Here is a 19,666-nt window from a genome sequence, read left to right as displayed (position 1 = left end):
AAAGAACGATGGAATTTTCTTTTAAAAGATTATATGATAGTAATTAAAGTAGTCTAGCTCACTTTCACCATTTATGAAGGGGGAAAAGAGATGTCAATTGAAATTAAAACGAAGTACGGTCAAATTGATATTAGTACAGATGTAATTGCAACGATTGCTGGAGGTGCCGCTGTAGATTGCTACGGTATCGTTGGTATGGCTTCAAAAAATCAATTAAAAGATGGATTAACAGAAATTTTACGAAAAGAAAACTTCACTAGAGGCGTTATTGTTCGTAAAGACGAAGATGAAGTACATATTGATATGTATATTATTGTGAGCTATGGTACAAAAATTTCAGAGGTAGCACATAACGTCCAAACGAAAGTGAAATATACATTAGACCAAACGGTAGGACTAGCAGTAGATTCTGTAAACATCTACGTACAAGGAGTTAAAGTAATAAACTTGTAATGTGCATTAAGGAGGAAAATCTGTGTCAATTCAAAAAATTGATGGAAAACGTTTATCACAAATGATCATTCAAGGGGCGAATAATTTAACAAACAATGTTCAGCTTGTTGATGCATTGAACGTTTTTCCAGTTCCAGATGGCGATACCGGTACAAATATGAATTTATCAATGACTTCAGGCGCGCGTGAAGTGAAAGCAAACCCTTCGCAGCATGCTGGTAAAGTCGGCGTAAGTTTAGCAAAAGGATTATTAATGGGAGCTCGTGGTAACTCAGGTGTTATTTTATCTCAGTTGTTCCGTGGTTTCTCTAAATCCATTGAACAAAAAGAAGAGTTAACGACAGTTGATTTTGCGGCAGCTTTAGAAGCTGGTGTAGAAACGGCGTATAAAGCGGTTATGAAGCCGATTGAAGGAACGATTTTAACAGTTGCAAGAGAAACGGGGAAATATGCAGTCACAGTTGCGAAAAAACAGCGCGACTTTGTTTTGTTTATGGAAGACGTTGTAAAAGAAGCGAATGCATCGTTAAATCGTACGCCAGATTTATTACCTGTATTAAAACAAGTTGGCGTTGTAGATAGCGGTGGTAAAGGTCTTGTTGTTGTATACGAAGGCTTTTTAGCTGATTTAAAAGGAGAAACAATTTCTTCTGATGTACCAGCGCAACCATCTATGAATGAAATGGTGCGTGCGGAGCATCACCGTAGTGTACAAAGCCAATTGAGTACAGAAGATATTAAATACGGATATTGTACAGAGTTTATGGTGAAATTAGATTCTGAAAAAATGAAAGAACATAATTTCTCTGAGCAGAAATTCCGTGAAGATATTAGTGTATACGGTGATTCATTGCTTGTTGTATCGGATGATGAAGTTGTAAAAGTCCATATTCATGCAGAACATCCTGGTGATGCGATGAACTATGGTCAACGTTATGGTAGTTTGATTAAAATTAAAGTAGAAAATATGCGTGAACAGCATACTGCTTTATTAGATGATCCAGCACCGATGCCGGAAAAAGTAATTCCAGTAAAAGAAAAGCAACCATACGGTATTGTAACTGTAGCAATGGGGACGGGTATTAAAAACTTATTCGAGAGCATTGGGGCAACTGAAGTTATCGAAGGTGGTCAAACGATGAATCCAAGTACGGAGGATATCGTAAAGGCAATCGAAGACGCGAATGCTGAAAAAATCATTATATTACCGAATAACGGTAATATTGTGATGGCAGCCGAGCAAGCGGCATCTGTTGTTGATCAAGAAGTGATTGTTGTTCGTTCAAAAACTGTTCCTCAAGGTATGGCTGCGATGTTAGCATTTAATCCAGCTGGAACGTTAGAAGAAAACGAAGAGAACATGCAAGAAGCGCTAACACATGTGAAAACAGGTCAAATTACGTATGCAGTTCGTGATACGGAAATTGACGGCGTAGCGATTCAAAAAAATGATTTCATGTGTATTGCAGATGGGAAAATTGTATCTACAAATGCTAAAAAAGTAAGTGCAGCCGAGCAATTACTTGAAAGCATGATTGATGAGGATTCTGAAATCGTAACGATCTTACAAGGTGAAGATGCAACTGATGAAGAGGTTGCGGAGTTAGTTGCATTTGTAGAAGAGAAGTTTGAAGATGTAGAGGTAGAAGTTCATCAAGGAAATCAACCTGTATATTCTTTCATTTTCTCTGTAGAATAAGATAAAGTTCTTCTAAGGAATAGTTTGTTTACTTGCTAATGAGCAAGAACGAATGACATATATTGTCTGCGGTTCTTATTCAAAAGGCTAGCATATTGATGATAAAAAGAGCCTTACTGTTATAGTAAGGCTCTTTTCTTTCATATACAAAGGGATGTCAGTAGAGAAGCAGTGAATGTTATAGTGAGTAAAGATGTAAGAGTAGTTTCCTTTCGAATGCCTATGATAGAATAGAACAGGTGGAAGAGAACGATTGCAATTAAGATAGAACTTGAGATAGTCGCTATGTATTACATGTGAAAATAATTCCGCAAGATTAAACGAGGATGAAATAAAGAAAAATGATGTGACGGAGCGTGAAAATCTTGAATGAAGTTGTGCAAGTTCCTGTTACGGATGTAAAGGGAATCGGGGAAGAAACATCTGAATTATTACATGAGATGGGAATTTATACAGTTTCCCATCTATTAGAGCATTTTCCGTACCGTTATGAAGATTACGCGATGAAAGATTTGGCAGAAGTAAAGCATGAAGAGCGTGTAACAGTAGAAGGAAAAGTACATAGTGCGCCCTTATTACAATATTACGGGAAGAAGAAATCGCGTCTTACTGTTCGTGTACTTGTTGGCCGTTATTTAATTACGGCTGTATGTTTTAATAGACCGTATTATAAGCAAAAATTAAAGCTTGATGAAACGGTGACGATTACTGGTAAATGGGATCAACATCGTCAAACGGTTTCTGTATCGGAGCTTCACTTCGGTCCAGTCGTACGTCAGCAAGAAGTGGAACCTGTGTATTCAGTAAAAGGAAAACTAACAGTAAAACAAATGCGTCGTTTTATTGCGCAAGCTTTAAAAGAATACGGTAACTCTATAGTTGAAGTGTTGCCAGGTGGCTTACTGAGCCGTTACAAATTATTACCTCGATATGAAGCTCTTCGGGCGCTACATTTCCCGATGGGTAAAGAAGATTTAAAACAGGCACGTCGCCGATTTGTATATGAAGAATTTTTCTTATTCCAGCTCAAAATGCAAGCGCTGCGTAAAATGGAAAGAGAGAGCTCGAAGGGGACGACAAAAGATATTTCAATGAAAGAATTAGAAGAATTCACTGATGCACTTCCGTTCCCGCTTACTGGTGCACAGCGCCGCGTTGTTTCTGAAATTATGAAAGATATGCAATCTCCGTACCGGATGAATCGGTTATTACAAGGGGATGTTGGATCTGGGAAAACAGTCGTAGCTGCAATTGCTCTTTATGCAGCGAAACTTGCGCATTATCAAGGTGCGTTAATGGTCCCTACAGAAATTTTAGCGGAGCAACATTATCAATCACTAGCAGAGACGTTCTCGCATTTTAATATGAATGTGGAATTGTTAACGAGTTCAGTTAAGGGCGCACGTCGTCGTGAAGTTTTAGCAAAACTTGAACAGGGAGAAATAGATATTCTTGTTGGGACACATGCTTTAATTCAGGATGAGGTCATTTTCCATAGACTTGGACTTGTTATTACTGACGAACAACACCGTTTTGGTGTGGCGCAGCGCCGTGTTTTACGGGAGAAGGGTGAAAGTCCAGATGTGTTATTTATGACAGCGACACCGATTCCTCGTACATTGGCGATTACTGCTTTTGGAGAAATGGATGTTTCTATTATTGATGAAATGCCGGCTGGGCGTAAAGTGATTGAAACGTATTGGGCAAAACATGATATGTTAGAGCGTGTCCTTGGATTCGTAGAAAAGGAAGTGAAGAAAGGGAGACAAGCTTATGTAATTTGTCCGCTTATTGAAGAATCTGAGAAGCTTGATGTGCAAAATGCAATTGATTTGCATAGTATGCTGATGCATCACTATCAAGGGAAATTTCAGGTTGGATTAATGCACGGACGTCTATCTTCTCAAGAAAAAGAAGATGTAATGGAGCAATTTAGTGAAAATAAAGTGCAAATTCTTGTTTCGACAACTGTAGTTGAGGTTGGAGTTAACGTGCCAAATGCAACAGTTATGGTAATTTATGATGCGGAGCGCTTTGGTTTATCGCAATTGCACCAGCTTCGAGGACGTGTTGGTCGTGGAAGTGAGCAGTCGTATTGTTTATTAATCGCAGATCCGAAATCGGAAACTGGGAAAGAGCGAATGCGCATTATGACGGAAACAAATGATGGATTTGTATTGTCAGAAAAAGATTTAGAGTTACGTGGTCCTGGAGATTTCTTTGGGAGTAAGCAAAGTGGTCTGCCAGAGTTTAAGGTAGCTGATATGGTACATGATTATCGAGCATTGGAAACAGCGAGACAAGATGCAGCCATACTGGTTGATTCAGAAGTGTTTTGGTATAACGAGCAGTATGCGCCGCTTCGTGTATATCTTGAAGGAACAGGTGTGTTTCAAGGAGAAAAGCTTGATTAAAAGTGGAATGTGCGAATTTTTTTGTTGCATTCTACTTTTAATGATTATATACTACTGTTAGTACCTAGTCATAAAAATGGATGGTGCGGTATGAAAAAGAGAAAAAGTAAGAAAGAAAGACAAGCGTTATTGCAACAAACAATAGAAACAAATCCGTTCATAACGGATGAAGAGTTAGCAGAGCAGTTTCAAGTAAGCATACAAACAGTTCGCCTTGATCGAATGGAATTATCCATTCCAGAGTTAAGAGAGCGAATTAAACATGTAGCGACACGGCAGCATGAAGAAGACGTGAAATCTTTACCGTTAGAAGAAGTAGTTGGAGAAATTATTGATATAGAATTAGATAGGCATGCAATTTCTATTTTTGAAGTGAAGATGGAGCATGTATTTAAAAGAAATCAAATTGCACGTGGGCATCATTTATTTGCCCAAGCAAACTCACTAGCTGTTGCAGTTATTGATGAAGAACTAGCTTTAACTGCAAAGTCTACCATTCGATATATTCGTCCTGTAAAATTAGGAGAACGTGTTGTTGCTAAAGTGCGCGTTGAAGATGTGGAGAATGATAAAGGGCGGACGGTTGTCAAAGTGCATAGCTTTGTCGGTGAAGAACTTGTTTTTTCAGGCACTTTTGAAATGTATCGATCTAGTAATTATAGTGAGGAAGGTAACAAGTTATGAAAATCGCAATAGATGCAATGGGTGGCGATCACGCTCCAAAAGCAGTTGTATTAGGGGCAATGAAAGCTATTAAGGAATATTCGGATTTACATATTACCCTAGTAGGGAAAGAAGAGGAAATTCGTCAGCATTTAACAAATGAAGAGCGTATTACTATACTTCATACAGACGAAATGATCGAAGCGACGGACGAGCCAGTAAGAGCTGTTCGCCGTAAAAAACAAGCTTCAATGGTACTTGCAGCACAGCAAGTAAAGGAAGGTGTAGCGGATGCTTGTATATCAGCAGGTAGCACAGGAGCTTTAATGGCTGCTGGATTGTTTGTGGTAGGACGTATGGAAGGGATTGAACGACCTGCTTTATCACCTACAATGCCAACTGTTGATGGAGAGGGATTTGTTATGCTAGATGTTGGAGCAAATGTCGACGCAAAACCAATTCATTTATATCAATACGCGGTTATGGGTTCTGTTTACGCTGAGAAAGTAAGAGGAATTCAAAATCCACGCGTTGGACTTTTAAATGTTGGTACAGAAGATGGGAAAGGAAACGACCTTTCAAAACAAGTATTTGCTATGTTAAAAGATGCGCCGATTAACTTTGTTGGAAATGTTGAATCAAGAGACTTACTGCAAGGTGTAGCGGATGTAGTTGTGTGTGATGGTTTTACTGGGAATGTAGCATTAAAATCATTAGAAGGAACAGCACTTGCGTTATTCTCTATGCTAAAAGAACAATTAATGAGTTCATTTACAAGCAAATTAGCAGCAGCAGTGTTAAAACCAAAACTTATGGTATTAAAAGATAAAATGGATTATTCGGAGTATGGCGGAGCAGCGTTATTTGGATTAAAAGCTCCAGTCATTAAGGCTCACGGTTCTTCTAATGATCAATCGATATTTAGTGCGATTCGTCAAACGAGAGAGATGGTAGCGAAAGAAGTAATTCCTACAATTTCAAGTGTAATGGAGAAAGAGCCGCTTCAATAAGAGGAGGATTTGAAATGGGAAAACTAGCATTTCTTTTTCCGGGCCAAGGTTCACAGGCAGTTGGAATGGGTAGACAGTTAGCGGAGAGTTATCAAGAGGTTGCAAGCGTGTTTCAAAGAGCGGATGAAGTTTTACAGGAGTCTCTTTCAGAGGTGATTTTTGAAGGGCCACAGGAAAAACTGACATTAACGACAAATGCACAGCCTGCATTGTTGACGACAAGCTTTGCAATTTTAACAGCTTTGAAAGAATATGATATTACACCAGACTATGTGGCAGGACATAGTTTGGGTGAGTATAGCGCGCTTGTAGCAGCTGGAGCATTGACATTCGACGATGCTGTGTATGCTGTGAGAAAACGTGGTGAATATATGGAAGAAGCTGTGCCGAGTGGAGAAGGGGCAATGGCCGCTATTTTAGGAGCGGATCCAGATGTCCTGAAACAAGTTACAGAAGAAGTAACAAATGAAGGTTACGCTGTGCAAATTGCTAATATGAACAGTACAAAGCAAATTGTTATTTCTGGAACAAAACAAGGAGTAGAACTCGCTTCTCAAAGAGTGAAAGAAAAAGGTGCAAAACGAGCAATTTCGCTCCGTGTGAGTGGTCCGTTCCATTCTTCATTAATGAAGCCAGCAGCTGAAAAATTTCAAGGTGTTTTAAATGAAATTACAATCCAAAATGCAAATGTTCCAGTTGTTGCAAACGTTACGGCAGATTGTATTACGCATAGCGCAGAGATTAAAGAAAAGCTAATTGAACAACTCTATTCACCTGTTTTATGGTACCCGTCGATTGAACGTATGGTAGAGCAAGGGGTAGACACGTTTATTGAAATCGGACCCGGAAAAGTGCTAGCTGGTCTTATGAAATCAATTGCTCCATCGGCTAAAGTATATGCGATATATGATGACGAGACATTGAAAGATACCATTTCAAATTTGAGAGGAGAAAGCGGATGTTAAAAGGAAAAGTAGCATTAGTAACAGGTGCATCACGCGGAATTGGTCGCGCAATTGCAATTGATTTAGCAAAGCAAGGTGCGACGGTTGTAGTGAACTACGCTGGCAATGAACAAAAAGCAAATGAAGTAGTCGATGAAATAAAAAAACTTGGCTCAGAAGCAATCGCAGTAAGAGCTGATGTTGCTAATGGCGAAGATGTTGCAAATATGGTAAAACAAACAGTAGATACATTTGGGCAAGTTGATATTCTTGTAAATAACGCAGGTGTAACGAGAGATAATTTATTAATGCGTATGAAAGAAGAAGAATGGGATACAGTTATTAATACAAACTTAAAAGGTGTATTCTTATGTACGAAAGCAGTATCTCGCTACATGATGCGTCAACGTCATGGCCGTATTATTAATATTGCTTCTGTTGTTGGTGTTACAGGAAACCCAGGCCAAGCGAATTACGTTGCTGCAAAAGCAGGTGTAATAGGATTGACAAAAACGTCTGCTAAAGAATTAGCTAGTAGAAATATAACTGTAAATGCCATCGCGCCTGGATTTATTGCTACCGATATGACAGAGGTACTGGCAGAAAACTTAAAAGAAGAAATGTTGAAATTGATCCCTGCTGCTAAGTTTGGAGAAGCGCAAGATATTGCGAATGCTGTAACATTTTTTGCTGCTGATCATAGCAAATATATTACAGGACAAACATTACATGTTGATGGCGGTATGGTAATGTAATAAAAGAAACGATTTCACCTAGTTTTTTTGTGAAATATTTAATATAATATTTGAGGGGAGGTGAATGAATTATGGCAGATGTTTTAGAGCGTGTAACGAAAATCATCGTGGATCGTTTAGGAGTAGAAGAAACAGAAGTAGTACCAGCTGCAAGCTTTAAAGAAGATTTAGGTGCAGACTCCCTAGATGTAGTTGAACTTGTAATGCAATTAGAAGATGAGTTTGAAATGGAAATTTCTGATGAAGAAGCAGAAAAAATTGCTACTGTTGGCGATGCTGTGACTTACATAGAGAGTCATCTATAATGTTTGAGTGAAGTCCCGTTTTATAGCGGGGCTTTCTCGGCTTATATCTGGAGGGACCTATGCCGTACCGAAAATATAGAGAAAAAAAATATGAAACAAAATATCGTGAAGCTTTTAAAACATTTCAACAAAAGATAAGTATTACGTTTACAGATGAAAAATTATTGATTCAAGCATTTACGCATTCATCGTATGTGAATGAGCATCGAAAAAAACCACATGAAGACAACGAACGTCTTGAATTTCTTGGGGACGCTGTGTTAGAACTAACTGTATCGCAGTATCTGTTTCAAAAATATCCGACAATGAGCGAAGGGGAATTAACAAAGTTACGCGCAGCTATTGTGTGTGAGCCATCTCTTGTTCGTTTTGCGAATGAATTGTCATTTGGTAACCTTGTGCTATTAGGAAAAGGGGAAGAAATGACAGGTGGACGTGAACGACCAGCTTTATTAGCGGATGTCTTTGAAGCGTTTATTGGTGCCCTTTATCTTGATCAAGGATTAGATACGGTTTGGGGATTCTTAAAAGAAATTGTATATCCAAAAATTAATGAAGGTGCTTTTTCTCATGTGATGGATTATAAGAGTCAATTACAAGAATTAATTCAGCGTGATGGTAGCGGTAATATTGAGTATCAAATTTTGCAAGAAAAAGGCCCTGCTCACAATCGAGAATTTGTGTCACGTGTTACATTAAATGGCGTGGCTCTTGGTCTTGGTAGCGGTAAGTCAAAAAAAGAGGCAGAACAACAAGCTGCTGCAGAGGCGTTGAAAAAATTAAAAGAACAATCATAAGGAATCCCCCTTTACATGAGGGGGATTCCTTGTGCATAGAATGAAACTTTATTTTTATTTGGATATAAAAAGATAAATATGAATCCGTGCAGTAGCTTGTTTTGTTTTTACAGATATAGACTATAACAACGGAGAATAGGGGGAAGGCCTTTCGTGTTTTTAAAGAGATTAGAAATAGCAGGATTTAAATCCTTCGCGGAGCGCGTATCTGTTGATTTTGTTCCGGGTGTAACATCTGTAGTTGGTCCTAACGGAAGTGGGAAGAGTAATATTACTGATGCAATCCGCTGGGTACTTGGTGAACAATCTGCAAAATCATTACGCGGTGCAAAGATGGAGGATATTATTTTTGCAGGAAGTGATACGCGAAAAGCAGTTAATGTTGCAGAAGTAACGTTAACTTTAAATAATGAAGATCAGCGTTTGCCAATTGAATATAATGAAGTATGTGTAACGCGCCGTGTTTCTCGCTCAGGAGATAGTGACTTTTTTATTAATAAACAGTCTTGTCGCTTAAAAGATATTGTTGATTTATTTATGGATTCTGGCATGGGGCGAGAAGCTTTCTCGATTATTAGTCAAGGGAAAGTAGAAGAAATTTTAAGTAGTAAATCTGAAGAGCGTCGCGGTGTATTTGAAGAAGCAGCGGGCGTATTAAAATATAAACTTCGTAAAAAGAAAGCTGAAGGAAAATTAGCAGAAACACAAGAAAACTTAAATCGTGTGCAAGATATCATTCATGAACTAAGTAGTCAAGTAGAACCACTCGAACAGCAGGCTTCTATTGCGAAAGACTATCTTGAGAAAAAAGAAGAGCTAGAAAAAGTAGAAGCGGCTCTCATTGTATATGAAATTGAAGAATTACATGAAAAATGGGAAACACTTAGAAAACAGTTTGGACACAATAAAGATGAAGAAGTAAAAATGTCAACGCATTTACAAAAAAGTGAAGCAGAGCTCGAAGAATTACGTGGACAATTGCAAGCGATCGATGAATCTGTAGATTCTTTGCAAGAAGTGCTCCTTCTTTCTAGTAAAGAGTTAGAAAAATTAGAAGGGCAGCGTGAATTGTTAAAGGAAAGAAAACAAAATGCAACAACGCATTGTGCGCAGCTTGAGCAGTTAATTATTGAGTTGACAGAAAAAACCAAGGTTGACGATGGGGAAATTGAAACAAGTACGGAAGAACTCATGAAATTTGCAAATCAGGTAAAAGAGTTAGAACAGAAGTTGCACGAAAATGAGAAACTTCTTTCTACATATGCAGAAAACCTAGAAGAGCAAATTGAACATTTAAAAGGTGACTATATTGAGCTTTTAAATCGACAAGCAAGTCATCGTAATGAACTATTTATGCTTGAGGAACAATTCAAACAACAAAACTCTAAAAACCAACGCCTTGATGAAGAAAATGAAAAATATGTACAAATGCGTATGCAAATTACAGCTAAAAAAGAAAAACTTGTAGAGGGTTATGAACAAGTAAAAGAGAAAGTGACAAGCGTTATTGCAAATATACAAAAAACAGAAGCGGCGCTTGGAAAATGCAAAGCGCAATATAGTGAAAATGAAACAAAATTGTATCAAGCGTATCAATTTGTTCAACAAGCACGCTCTCGAAAAGAAATGCTAGAAGAGATGCAAGAGGATTATTCTGGATTTTATCAAGGTGTACGTGAAGTATTGAAGGCCCGTGAAAGTAAACTACATGGCATTGAGGGTGCGGTAGCTGAATTACTTACTGTACCGAAAGAATATGAAATCGCGATGGAGATTGCACTGGGTGCAGCGATGCAGCACGTTGTTGTACAAACAGAAGAGCATGCTCGCACGGCAATTGCCTTTTTGAAACAAAATCGTCATGGACGTGCAACGTTTTTACCGCAGGCAGTTATTAAGGGAAGATCACTATCTTTTGAACAGCTAAGAATGGTAAAACAACATTCATCCTTTGTAGGCGTCGCAGCAGAATTAGTGCATTATAATAATAAATATGAAAACATAGTTTCGAATTTATTAGGAACGGTCGTTGTTGCCAAAGATTTAAGAGGTGCAAATGAGTTAGCGAAGCAGTTGCAATATCGCTACCGTATTGTAACGATTGAAGGCGATGTTGTGAACCCTGGTGGTTCTATGACTGGTGGAGCTGTAAAACAAGCGAAATCTTCTTTATTAGGACGTCAGAGAGAATTAGAAGAGTGGAGCAAGAAGCTTGCTGAAATGGAAGAAAAAACTTCTAAGTTAGAAAACGTCGTTAAAGCGTTAAAACAGGAAATTCAAGAAAAAGAAGTTAAGATAAAAGAATTACGTCATGATGCGGAACAAGAGCGTGTAGATGAACAAAAATTAAAAGAAGAAATTAATCAACTAGAGTTAGAAGAGCATCGCATTAATGATCGTTTATCTATCTATGACTTAGAAATAGAAGGTTTTTTACAAGATCAAGTCAAAATGCAAGGGCGTAAAGAAGAGCTAGAAGGAATTTTAGCGAGTCTTCAAAAAGATATCACAGAGCTGGATAAAAAAATTGTTGCCTTAACAAAGCAGAAAAGCGAGCAACATTCTTCGAAAGAAAAAGTTCAAGCGGAGATGACGGAGCTGAAAGTACAAGCAGCAGAAAAGCAGCAACGTTTGTCCAACCAAAAAGAAAAAGTAGATCGCTTAACGAAAGAACAAGAAGAAACGCAGCGGACACTTGTAAAAACAAAGGAAGACTTAGCGTTCTTAAAGCAAGAAATGACATCAAATTCAAGTGGTGAAGAGCAAATTACGAATATGATTGAAAAGAAAGCATACGATCGAAATCAAACATCGGAATTAATTAGTTCCCGTCGTGAGCAGCGTCTGACATTGCAAGAACGGGTAGAACATATAGAGCGTGAAGTAAAAGAGACAAAAGGGCGACATAAATATGTTCTCGAAGTTTTAAAGGATCAAGAGGTGAAAATCAATCGTCTCGATGTTGAATTAGAAAATAGATTGCAACATTTACGCGAAACGTATACGATTTCATTTGAAGCAGCAAAACTGAAATATACGATGACAATGCCTGCAGAGGATGCGCGTAAAAAGGTGAAATTAATCAAACTATCTATTGAAGAGCTCGGAACAGTAAACTTAGGAGCGATTGAGGAGTATGAACGGGTAGCCGAAAGACATACATTCTTGTTAGAGCAACGGGATGATTTGGAAGAAGCGAAGGCGACATTGCACCAAGTTATAATGGAAATGGATGAAGAAATGAAAAAACGTTTTTCTGCCACATTCCAAGCGATCCGAACAGAGTTCCAATCTGTATTCTGTGAATTATTTGGAGGCGGAAGAGCAGATTTAGTAATGACGAACCCGCAAGATTTATTAAATACGGGCATTGATATTGTAGCGCAGCCACCAGGTAAGAAATTGCAAAATTTAGGTTTACTTTCAGGTGGGGAACGTGCTTTAACTGCAATTGCATTGCTATTCGGTATTCTAAAAGTACGACCTGTTCCGTTCTGTGTACTAGATGAGGTGGAGGCTGCTCTTGATGAGGCGAATGTAGCCCGTTTTGCGCAGTATTTGAAGAAGTTCAGTGATGAAACGCAGTTTATTGTCATCACACACCGAAAAGGTACAATGGAAGAGTCTGATGTACTATATGGGGTAACGATGCAAGAATCAGGTGTCTCTAAGCTTGTTTCCGTTCGTTTAGGTGACGGAGAAGAAGAGCTTGTTACAAGCGAATAGGAAGGATGGGAAAAATGAGTTTCTTTAAAAAATTAAAAGAAAAGATTTCAAAACAAACAGATACTGTAACTGAAAAGTTTAAGCAAGGGTTAGAAAAAACAAGAAATTCATTTGCAGATAAAGTAAATGATTTAGTGTATCGCTATCGTAAAGTTGATGAGGAGTTCTTTGAAGAATTAGAAGAAATTTTAATTGGTGCAGATGTTGGGGTTGCGACAGTGATGGAACTTATTGATCAGCTGAAAGAAGAAGTACAGCGTCGTAACATTCAGGATCCGAAAGACGTACAGGCTGTTATCTCAGAGAAATTAGTAGGGATTTACAAAGGTGACCAAGAATTTAGTAATGAAATTAATATGCAACAAGATCAATTAACTGTTATTTTATTTGTTGGCGTTAATGGTGTTGGGAAAACAACAACAATTGGTAAAATGGCACATAAATTTAAATCAGAAGGCAAGTCTGTCCTATTAGCAGCAGGTGATACGTTCCGTGCAGGGGCAATTGAACAGTTAGAAGTATGGGGCGACCGCGTTGGGGTGGAAGTTATTAAACAAGGATCAGGTTCTGATCCAGCAGCAGTTATGTATGATGCTGTTCAAGCGGCGAAAGCTCGTAAAGTAGATGTCTTGCTATGTGATACAGCAGGTCGTCTGCAAAATAAAGTAAACTTAATGAAAGAGCTAGAAAAGGTGAAACGTGTTATTGAACGTGAAGTTCCAGGTGCTCCTCATGAAGTATTACTTGTTATTGATGCGACAACAGGACAAAATGGTTTAAGTCAAGCGAAAACATTCCGCGAAGCAACGAACGTTTCAGGTATTGTTTTAACGAAATTAGATGGAACTGCTAAAGGTGGTATCGTATTAGCAATTCGTAATGAGATGGATGTACCAGTGAAGTTTGTTGGACTTGGAGAGCAAATGGACGACTTACAGCAATTTGATCCAGAGCAATATGTGTATGGTTTATTTGCGAACTTAGTAGAAAAAGAAGAAATATAAAGCGAAAGAAGCGGTATTTCCGCTTCTTTTTTATAAAAAATATAGGATGTTAAGAAAAAAACTTGACACTCTTTTATACTCCATGTAAACTAATTCATGTAAAGGGAAATCACTTAACAAAGGATGATCCAACATGCTCGAAAAAACAACGAGAATGAATTATTTATTTGATTTTTATCAATCGTTGTTAACGCAAAAACAAAGAAGTTATATGTCGCTTTATTATTTAGATGATCTATCTCTTGGTGAAATTGCGGAAGAATTTGATGTAAGTCGCCAAGCCGTGTATGATAACATTAAACGGACTGAAGCGATGCTTGAAGAATATGAAGAAAAATTAGTATTACTTCAAAAGTTTCAAGAGCGACAGCGACTTGTTGCAAAGCTAAAACAGCTAATCAGCGAAGAAGAGCATGTGAATAAAGAAATGAAACAAGTTGTTGAAGCTATCGAAAAATTAGATTAGGAGGGCGGCAATATGGCATTTGAAGGATTAGCCGACCGACTTCAACAGACGATGCAAAAAATCCGCGGCAAAGGAAAAGTTTCTGAAGCCGATGTGAAAGAAATGATGAGAGAAGTTCGTCTTGCTCTTTTAGAAGCGGATGTTAACTTTAAAGTAGTAAAAGATTTTGTAAAGCGTGTGTCTGAGCGTGCTGTCGGACAAGATGTAATGAAAAGTTTGACACCTGGACAACAAGTAATTAAAGTTGTACAGGAAGAACTTACAGAACTTATGGGCGGAGAGCAAAGTAAAATTGCTGTCGCTAATAAGCCTCCAACTGTTATTATGATGGTTGGTCTGCAAGGTGCAGGTAAAACAACGACAACAGGTAAACTTGCGAATTTGCTTCGTAAAAAGCACAATCGTAAACCAATGCTTGTTGCGGCAGATATTTACCGTCCAGCAGCAATTAAACAGCTTGAAACATTAGGGAAGCAATTGGACATGCCTGTTTTCTCATTAGGGGATCAAGTAAATCCAGTTGAAATTGCGAAACAAGCGATTGCAAAAGCGAAAGAAGATCATCATGACTATGTTTTAATCGATACAGCAGGTCGCCTGCACATTGATGAAGAACTAATGGATGAATTAGCGAAAGTGAAAGAAGTTGCTAAACCGGATGAAATTTTCCTGGTTGTCGATGCGATGACAGGACAAGATGCGGTCAATGTTGCACAGAGCTTCCATGATCAGTTAGGTTTAACAGGTGTTGTTTTAACAAAATTAGATGGTGATACGCGCGGTGGTGCAGCATTATCTATTAAAGCTGTAACAAACACACCAATTAAATTTGCTGGTATGGGTGAAAAGTTAGATGCAATTGAAGCCTTCCATCCTGAGCGCATGGCATCTCGTATTTTAGGTATGGGTGATGTGCTAACATTAATTGAAAAAGCGCAAGCTACAGTTGATGAAGAAAAAGCAAAAGAACTTGAGCAAAAAATGCGTACGCTTTCGTTTACACTCGATGATTTCCTGGAGCAACTTGGACAAGTGCGTCAGCTTGGACCGCTTGATGAATTGCTAGGAATGCTTCCTGGTGCAAATAAAATTAAAGGGCTGAAAAATGCACAAGTTGATGAAAAACAAATTGGGCATATTGAGGCAATCATTCGTTCTATGACAATCTTAGAACGAGAACAACCGGAAATAATCAATGCTAGTCGTAAAAAACGCATTGCCAAAGGTAGTGGTACAACAGTACAAGAGATCAATCGTCTACTGAAACAGTTTGAAGATATGAAAAAAATGATGAAGACGATGACAGGCATGCAAAAAGGTAAGAAAAAAGGACTAGGTGGATTGAAGTTTCCATTCATGTAAGGAAAAAAGATAGCTCTGTTAAGAAAAAATACTTTACAAAGCAATAGTCTTTTTGCTAATATAATTATCTGTGTGAAATAAATTCGGAGGTGCTTTATAAATGGCAGTTAAAATTCGTTTAAAACGTATGGGAGCTAAAAAAACTCCTTTCTATCGTGTAGTTGTTGCAGATTCTCGTTCTCCTCGTGACGGACGTTTCATCGAGGAAATCGGTACTTACAATCCAGTTGCTCAACCAGCTGAAGTGAAAATCGACGAAGAAGCAGCATTAAAATGGTTAGGAAATGGTGCGAAACCATCTGATACAGTTCGTAATCTTTTCTCTAACCAAGGTATCATGGAGAAATTCCACTTATCTAAACAAGGTAAGTAATTGAGGCAATGGCTATGAATGGGTTAATCGAAACGATCGTCAAGCCTCTTGTAGATCATCCTGAAGATGTAAAGGTTACACAGGAACTTTGCAACGGAGAGATAAAGTATCGATTAACCGTACATCCTGAGGATGTTGGAAAAGTCATTGGAAAGCAAGGGCGGGTTGCTAAAGCGATTCGAATGCTCTTGTATTCAGTGGGACATCATAATCATGAAAAAGTTACACTGGAAATTCAATAAATATGAAAAGGGCGAGGATCTATTCCTCTCCCTTTTTTAACATTTTAAGAGAAGTTGCATGTTCCATATATGGAATGGAGATGCTTAAAATATATAGAAAACAGGGGTGACATGCTGTTTATGACAAAATGGTTTAACGTAGGAAAAATTGTAAATACTCATGGTGTTAGAGGAGAAATCCGTGTCATTTCTCGCACTGATTTTCCAGAAGAGCGATATAAGGTAGGGAATACATTATACATATGGAATGATAAAGGAACAGAACCACTTCCAGTAAAAATCACTTCTCATCGTCAACATAAAACATTTGATTTATTGACATTTGAAGGATATAACAATGTAGATGAAGTGGAGAAATTTAAGGGTTCTTTATTAAAAGTGCCAGAAGAGCAATTGGGTGAACTTGCTGAGGGTGAATATTATTACCATGAAATTATTGGTTGTAACGTTGTAACAGAAGAAGGAGAGGCGTTAGGTACGATAAAAGAAATTCTATCTCCTGGTGCAAATGATGTATGGGTAATTAAGCGTCCAAAAGGGCAAGATCTTTTAATTCCATACATTGATGATGTTGTACTGCAAGTTAACATCGAAAATAAACTAGTAACCATTCATGTAATGGAAGGATTGCTATAATGAAAATTGATATTTTAACATTATTTCCAGAGATGTTCACTGGTGTGTTTGGATCTTCGATTTTAAAAAAAGCGCAAGAAAAAGAAGCGGTTAAGCTTCGAGTTGTGAATTTCCGTGATTATACGACAAGTAAACATAACAGTGTAGATGATTATCCGTACGGTGGTGGTGCCGGAATGGTGTTAACTCCGCAGCCGATCTTTGATGCTGTAGAAGAATCAACAAAAGAAACAGAGCGTAAGCCAAGGGTTGTATTAATGTGTCCACAAGGAGAGCGCTTCACGCAGAAAAAGGCGGAGGAGTTAGCGAAAGAAGAGCATGTTATTTTTGTATGTGGTCATTATGAAGGGTATGACGAACGGATTCGCGAACATCTTGTAACAGATGAGATTTCTATCGGTGACTATGTGTTAACGGGCGGTGAATTAGCATCTATGGTTGTTACGGATAGTGTTGTACGTCTTTTACCGGGAGTACTTGGAAATCAGAATTCGCAGATCGAGGATTCTTTTAGTACAGGTTTATTAGAACATCCACATTATACGCGTCCTGCTGATTTTCGTGGCATGAAGGTACCTGATGTACTCATGTCAGGAAATCATAAACATATCGAAGAATGGCGCCACAAGGAATCGTTGCGCCGCACGTATACGCGTAGACCAGATTTACTTGAAGGACGCGAGTTATCAAAGCAAGAAGAAAAATGGATGGAGAAAATAAAAGAAGAGTAGTATAAACTTCTTTTATTTTCTATTGCAACAGGCCTAGCAATATGCTATTATAACATTTGTGCTACTGAAAGAAGTAGCCGTATTAACGATGTTCCGCTGTAATTTATTAAGACTTTATAAGAGCATCTGTTTAAAGGAGAGAATTGAATATGCAACAATTAATCGCAGATATTACAAAAGGCCAATTAAAAACTGACCTACCTTCATTCCGTCCTGGTGACACTTTACGTGTACACGTAAAAGTAGTTGAGGGTACTCGTGAGAGAATTCAGCTTTTTGAAGGTGTTGTAATTAAACGTCGTGGTGGCGGAATTAGTGAAACATTCACAGTTCGTAAGATTTCTTACGGTGTAGGTGTTGAGCGTACATTCCCAGTTCACACACCAAGAATCGCGAAAATCGAAGTACTTCGCCGTGGTAAAGTACGTCGTGCTAAGTTATACTACTTACGTAACCTTCGCGGTAAAAAAGCACGTATTAAAGAAATTCGATAAGATATGTATGGGAGCTTGTAATTGCACAAGCTCCCTTTTTCCAATCTATATGGAATTTTGATATAATACGATCAGCTTACATATTTGTGGAGGGGAAATACATGAAGAAAGAAAAGAGTTCGCTTGGAGAATGGATCAAAGCGATTTTAATTGCTGTTGTATTGGCTGTAGTCATTAGACAGTTTTTCTTTGCCCCAATTCTTGTAGATGGTGTATCAATGTCACCTACGCTACATGATCGTGATCGAATGATCGTTAATAAGATCGGCTATCACATTGGAGAACCGAAGCATTTTGATATAATCGTATTCCGAGCAACAGAGGACAAAGATTATATTAAACGTGTTATCGGCCTGCCGGGCGATGAAGTTGAATATCGTAATGATAAACTCTATATTAACGGAAAACCTTATGAGGAACCGTATTTAGACAAGCAGAAAAAACAACTTGCTGATGGACCACTTACATATGATTTCAAACTTGAAGAAATTACAGGTAAGAAAACCGTTCCAAAAGGTCAATTATTTGTACTAGGTGACAATCGTCGTTTTAGTAAAGATAGTCGTACGATTGGAACGATTTCGATGGACCGAGTAATTGGAAAAGCGAATATGTTATATTGGCCATTAAAAGATGCGCGTATTGTGAAATAAATGAAAAAAAGAAGGTGGCAACATGGCAATTCAATGGTTTCCAGGGCATATGGCAAAAGCGAGGCGCCAAGTAACAGAAAAATTAAAGTTAATCGATGTTGTAATTGAACTTGTAGACGCTCGTTTACCTTTATCTTCCCGAAATCCGATGATTGATGAAATTATTACACATAAACCAAGGTTGGTCGTTTTAAATAAGGCTGATATGGCAGATGATCGCTTAACAAAGCAATGGATTGCTTATTTTGAAGAGAAGGGTCATAAAGCGATTTCGATTAATGCGCAAGCTGGACAAGGCATGAAAGAAATTGCAGCGGCATGTAAAGTGCTTGTGAAAGAAAAGTTTGACAAAATGATTGCAAAGGGAATTCGACCAAGAGCAATTCGAGCTTTAATTGTTGGTATTCCAAATGTTGGGAAATCAACGTTGATTAATAAGTTAGCAAAGAAAAATATTGCAAAAACTGGTGATCGTCCAGGTGTTACAACAGCGCAGCAGTGGATTAAAGTTGGTAAAGAAATGGAACTTTTAGATACGCCAGGTATTTTATGGCCGAAATTTGAAGATGAATTAGTAGGACTTCGTCTTGCAACGACTGGTGCAATTAAAGATTCTATTTTAAATTTACAAGATGTAGCGATTTATGCACTTCGTTTTATGGAAAAACATTATCCAGAACGCTTACAAGAGCGTTATAAATTAAATGGAATTCCAGAAGACATCGTAGAATTATTTGATGCAGTTGGAAAGAATAGAGGATGTTTAATGGGCGGTGGCCTTGTTGATTATGACAAAACATCAGAACTTGTTCTTCGTGAGCTTCGCGGTGGTAAACTTGGAAAAATGACATTTGAAACACCAGATGAGTTTGTAGAAGAAGTATAAGAAGTATAGGGCGTGCGTTTGTGCGTCTTTTCTTTTTGGCTATGTTTAAAAGG

General features: G+C 38.1%; 20 protein-coding genes. All 20 read left to right on the top strand.

The window, feature by feature from the left end:
- The first annotated feature begins 90 nt into the window (after positions 1-90).
- The 20 genes from AAIE21_RS01860 (at position 91) to ylqF (ending at position 19,613) form a co-directional block, all read left to right on the top strand.
- The gene (locus AAIE21_RS01860; protein ID WP_000021111.1) at positions 91-453 is read left to right on the top strand and encodes an Asp23/Gls24 family envelope stress response protein; all 363 of its coding nucleotides are present in this window, start codon (positions 91-93) and stop codon (positions 451-453) included.
- Between the two features lie 22 nt (positions 454-475).
- Positions 476-2,152: a DAK2 domain-containing protein gene (locus tag AAIE21_RS01855; protein WP_343265214.1), complete on the top strand. Its 1,677-nt coding sequence runs from the start codon at positions 476-478 to the stop codon at positions 2,150-2,152.
- A 365-nt stretch (positions 2,153-2,517) separates the two neighbouring features.
- Complete coding sequence (recG, locus tag AAIE21_RS01850) at positions 2,518-4,566, top strand: ATP-dependent DNA helicase RecG (protein ID WP_343265213.1); 2,049 nt, start codon at positions 2,518-2,520, stop codon at positions 4,564-4,566.
- Positions 4,567-4,656: 90 nt separating this feature from the next.
- Positions 4,657-5,250, top strand: a complete 594-nt coding sequence (gene fapR, locus AAIE21_RS01845) for a transcription factor FapR (protein ID WP_343265212.1) — start codon at positions 4,657-4,659, stop codon at positions 5,248-5,250.
- The gene (gene plsX / locus AAIE21_RS01840) at positions 5,247-6,239 is read left to right on the top strand and encodes a phosphate acyltransferase PlsX (RefSeq protein WP_336452020.1); all 993 of its coding nucleotides are present in this window, start codon (positions 5,247-5,249) and stop codon (positions 6,237-6,239) included. The genes fapR and plsX overlap by 4 nt, the downstream gene beginning before the upstream one ends.
- A gap of 14 nt (positions 6,240-6,253) precedes the next feature.
- Entirely contained in the window at positions 6,254-7,204 is a 951-nt protein-coding gene (fabD, locus tag AAIE21_RS01835) for an ACP S-malonyltransferase (RefSeq protein ID WP_343265211.1), read from the top strand.
- Positions 7,198-7,938, top strand: coding sequence for a 3-oxoacyl-[acyl-carrier-protein] reductase (fabG, locus tag AAIE21_RS01830; RefSeq protein WP_343265210.1), 741 nt, complete (start codon positions 7,198-7,200; stop codon positions 7,936-7,938). The genes fabD and fabG overlap by 7 nt, the downstream gene beginning before the upstream one ends.
- Before the next feature lie 71 nt (positions 7,939-8,009).
- On the top strand, positions 8,010-8,243 hold the full coding sequence (gene acpP / locus AAIE21_RS01825; RefSeq protein WP_000786063.1) for an acyl carrier protein: 234 nt from the start codon (positions 8,010-8,012) through the stop codon (positions 8,241-8,243).
- Positions 8,244-8,302: 59 nt separating this feature from the next.
- The gene (rncS, locus tag AAIE21_RS01820) at positions 8,303-9,040 is read left to right on the top strand and encodes a ribonuclease III (RefSeq protein ID WP_343265209.1); all 738 of its coding nucleotides are present in this window, start codon (positions 8,303-8,305) and stop codon (positions 9,038-9,040) included.
- A 153-nt stretch (positions 9,041-9,193) separates the two neighbouring features.
- Positions 9,194-12,766 carry a chromosome segregation protein SMC gene (gene smc, locus AAIE21_RS01815; protein ID WP_343265208.1) on the top strand — a complete coding sequence of 1,191 codons (3,573 nt, stop codon included), beginning with the start codon at positions 9,194-9,196 and terminating at the stop codon, positions 12,764-12,766.
- A gap of 14 nt (positions 12,767-12,780) precedes the next feature.
- On the top strand, positions 12,781-13,770 hold the full coding sequence (gene ftsY, locus AAIE21_RS01810) for a signal recognition particle-docking protein FtsY (RefSeq protein WP_343265207.1): 990 nt from the start codon (positions 12,781-12,783) through the stop codon (positions 13,768-13,770).
- A gap of 133 nt (positions 13,771-13,903) precedes the next feature.
- Complete coding sequence (locus tag AAIE21_RS01805; protein ID WP_000891064.1) at positions 13,904-14,236, top strand: putative DNA-binding protein; 333 nt, start codon at positions 13,904-13,906, stop codon at positions 14,234-14,236.
- Positions 14,237-14,248: 12 nt separating this feature from the next.
- Positions 14,249-15,598, top strand: coding sequence for a signal recognition particle protein (gene ffh, locus AAIE21_RS01800; protein ID WP_343265206.1), 1,350 nt, complete (start codon positions 14,249-14,251; stop codon positions 15,596-15,598).
- A 100-nt stretch (positions 15,599-15,698) separates the two neighbouring features.
- Positions 15,699-15,971, top strand: a complete 273-nt coding sequence (gene rpsP, locus AAIE21_RS01795; protein WP_000268748.1) for a 30S ribosomal protein S16 — start codon at positions 15,699-15,701, stop codon at positions 15,969-15,971.
- 14 nt (positions 15,972-15,985) lie between these two features.
- Positions 15,986-16,213, top strand: coding sequence for a KH domain-containing protein (locus AAIE21_RS01790; RefSeq protein WP_343265205.1), 228 nt, complete (start codon positions 15,986-15,988; stop codon positions 16,211-16,213).
- A 120-nt stretch (positions 16,214-16,333) separates the two neighbouring features.
- Positions 16,334-16,849 (top strand): ribosome maturation factor RimM, encoded by a 516-nt coding sequence (gene rimM, locus AAIE21_RS01785; RefSeq protein WP_343265204.1) that lies wholly within the window; start codon positions 16,334-16,336, stop codon positions 16,847-16,849.
- Positions 16,849-17,580, top strand: coding sequence for a tRNA (guanosine(37)-N1)-methyltransferase TrmD (trmD, locus tag AAIE21_RS01780; RefSeq protein ID WP_343265203.1), 732 nt, complete (start codon positions 16,849-16,851; stop codon positions 17,578-17,580). Before rimM ends, trmD begins: the two co-directional genes overlap by 1 nt.
- Positions 17,581-17,729: 149 nt before the next feature.
- On the top strand, positions 17,730-18,074 hold the full coding sequence (rplS, locus tag AAIE21_RS01775; RefSeq protein WP_033672113.1) for a 50S ribosomal protein L19: 345 nt from the start codon (positions 17,730-17,732) through the stop codon (positions 18,072-18,074).
- 101 nt (positions 18,075-18,175) lie between these two features.
- Positions 18,176-18,727: a signal peptidase I gene (gene lepB / locus AAIE21_RS01770; protein ID WP_343265202.1), complete on the top strand. Its 552-nt coding sequence runs from the start codon at positions 18,176-18,178 to the stop codon at positions 18,725-18,727.
- Positions 18,728-18,749: 22 nt separating this feature from the next.
- On the top strand, positions 18,750-19,613 hold the full coding sequence (ylqF, locus tag AAIE21_RS01765) for a ribosome biogenesis GTPase YlqF (RefSeq protein ID WP_343265201.1): 864 nt from the start codon (positions 18,750-18,752) through the stop codon (positions 19,611-19,613).
- Positions 19,614-19,666 lie beyond the last annotated feature (53 nt).

The sequence above is a fragment of the Paenibacillus sp. 102 genome, from assembly GCF_039549175.1.
GTDB lineage: Bacteria > Bacillota > Bacilli > Bacillales > Bacillaceae_G > Bacillus_A.
Note: the sequence above shows the minus strand (reverse complement) of the source record. Positions and strands in the feature narration are given on the sequence as shown.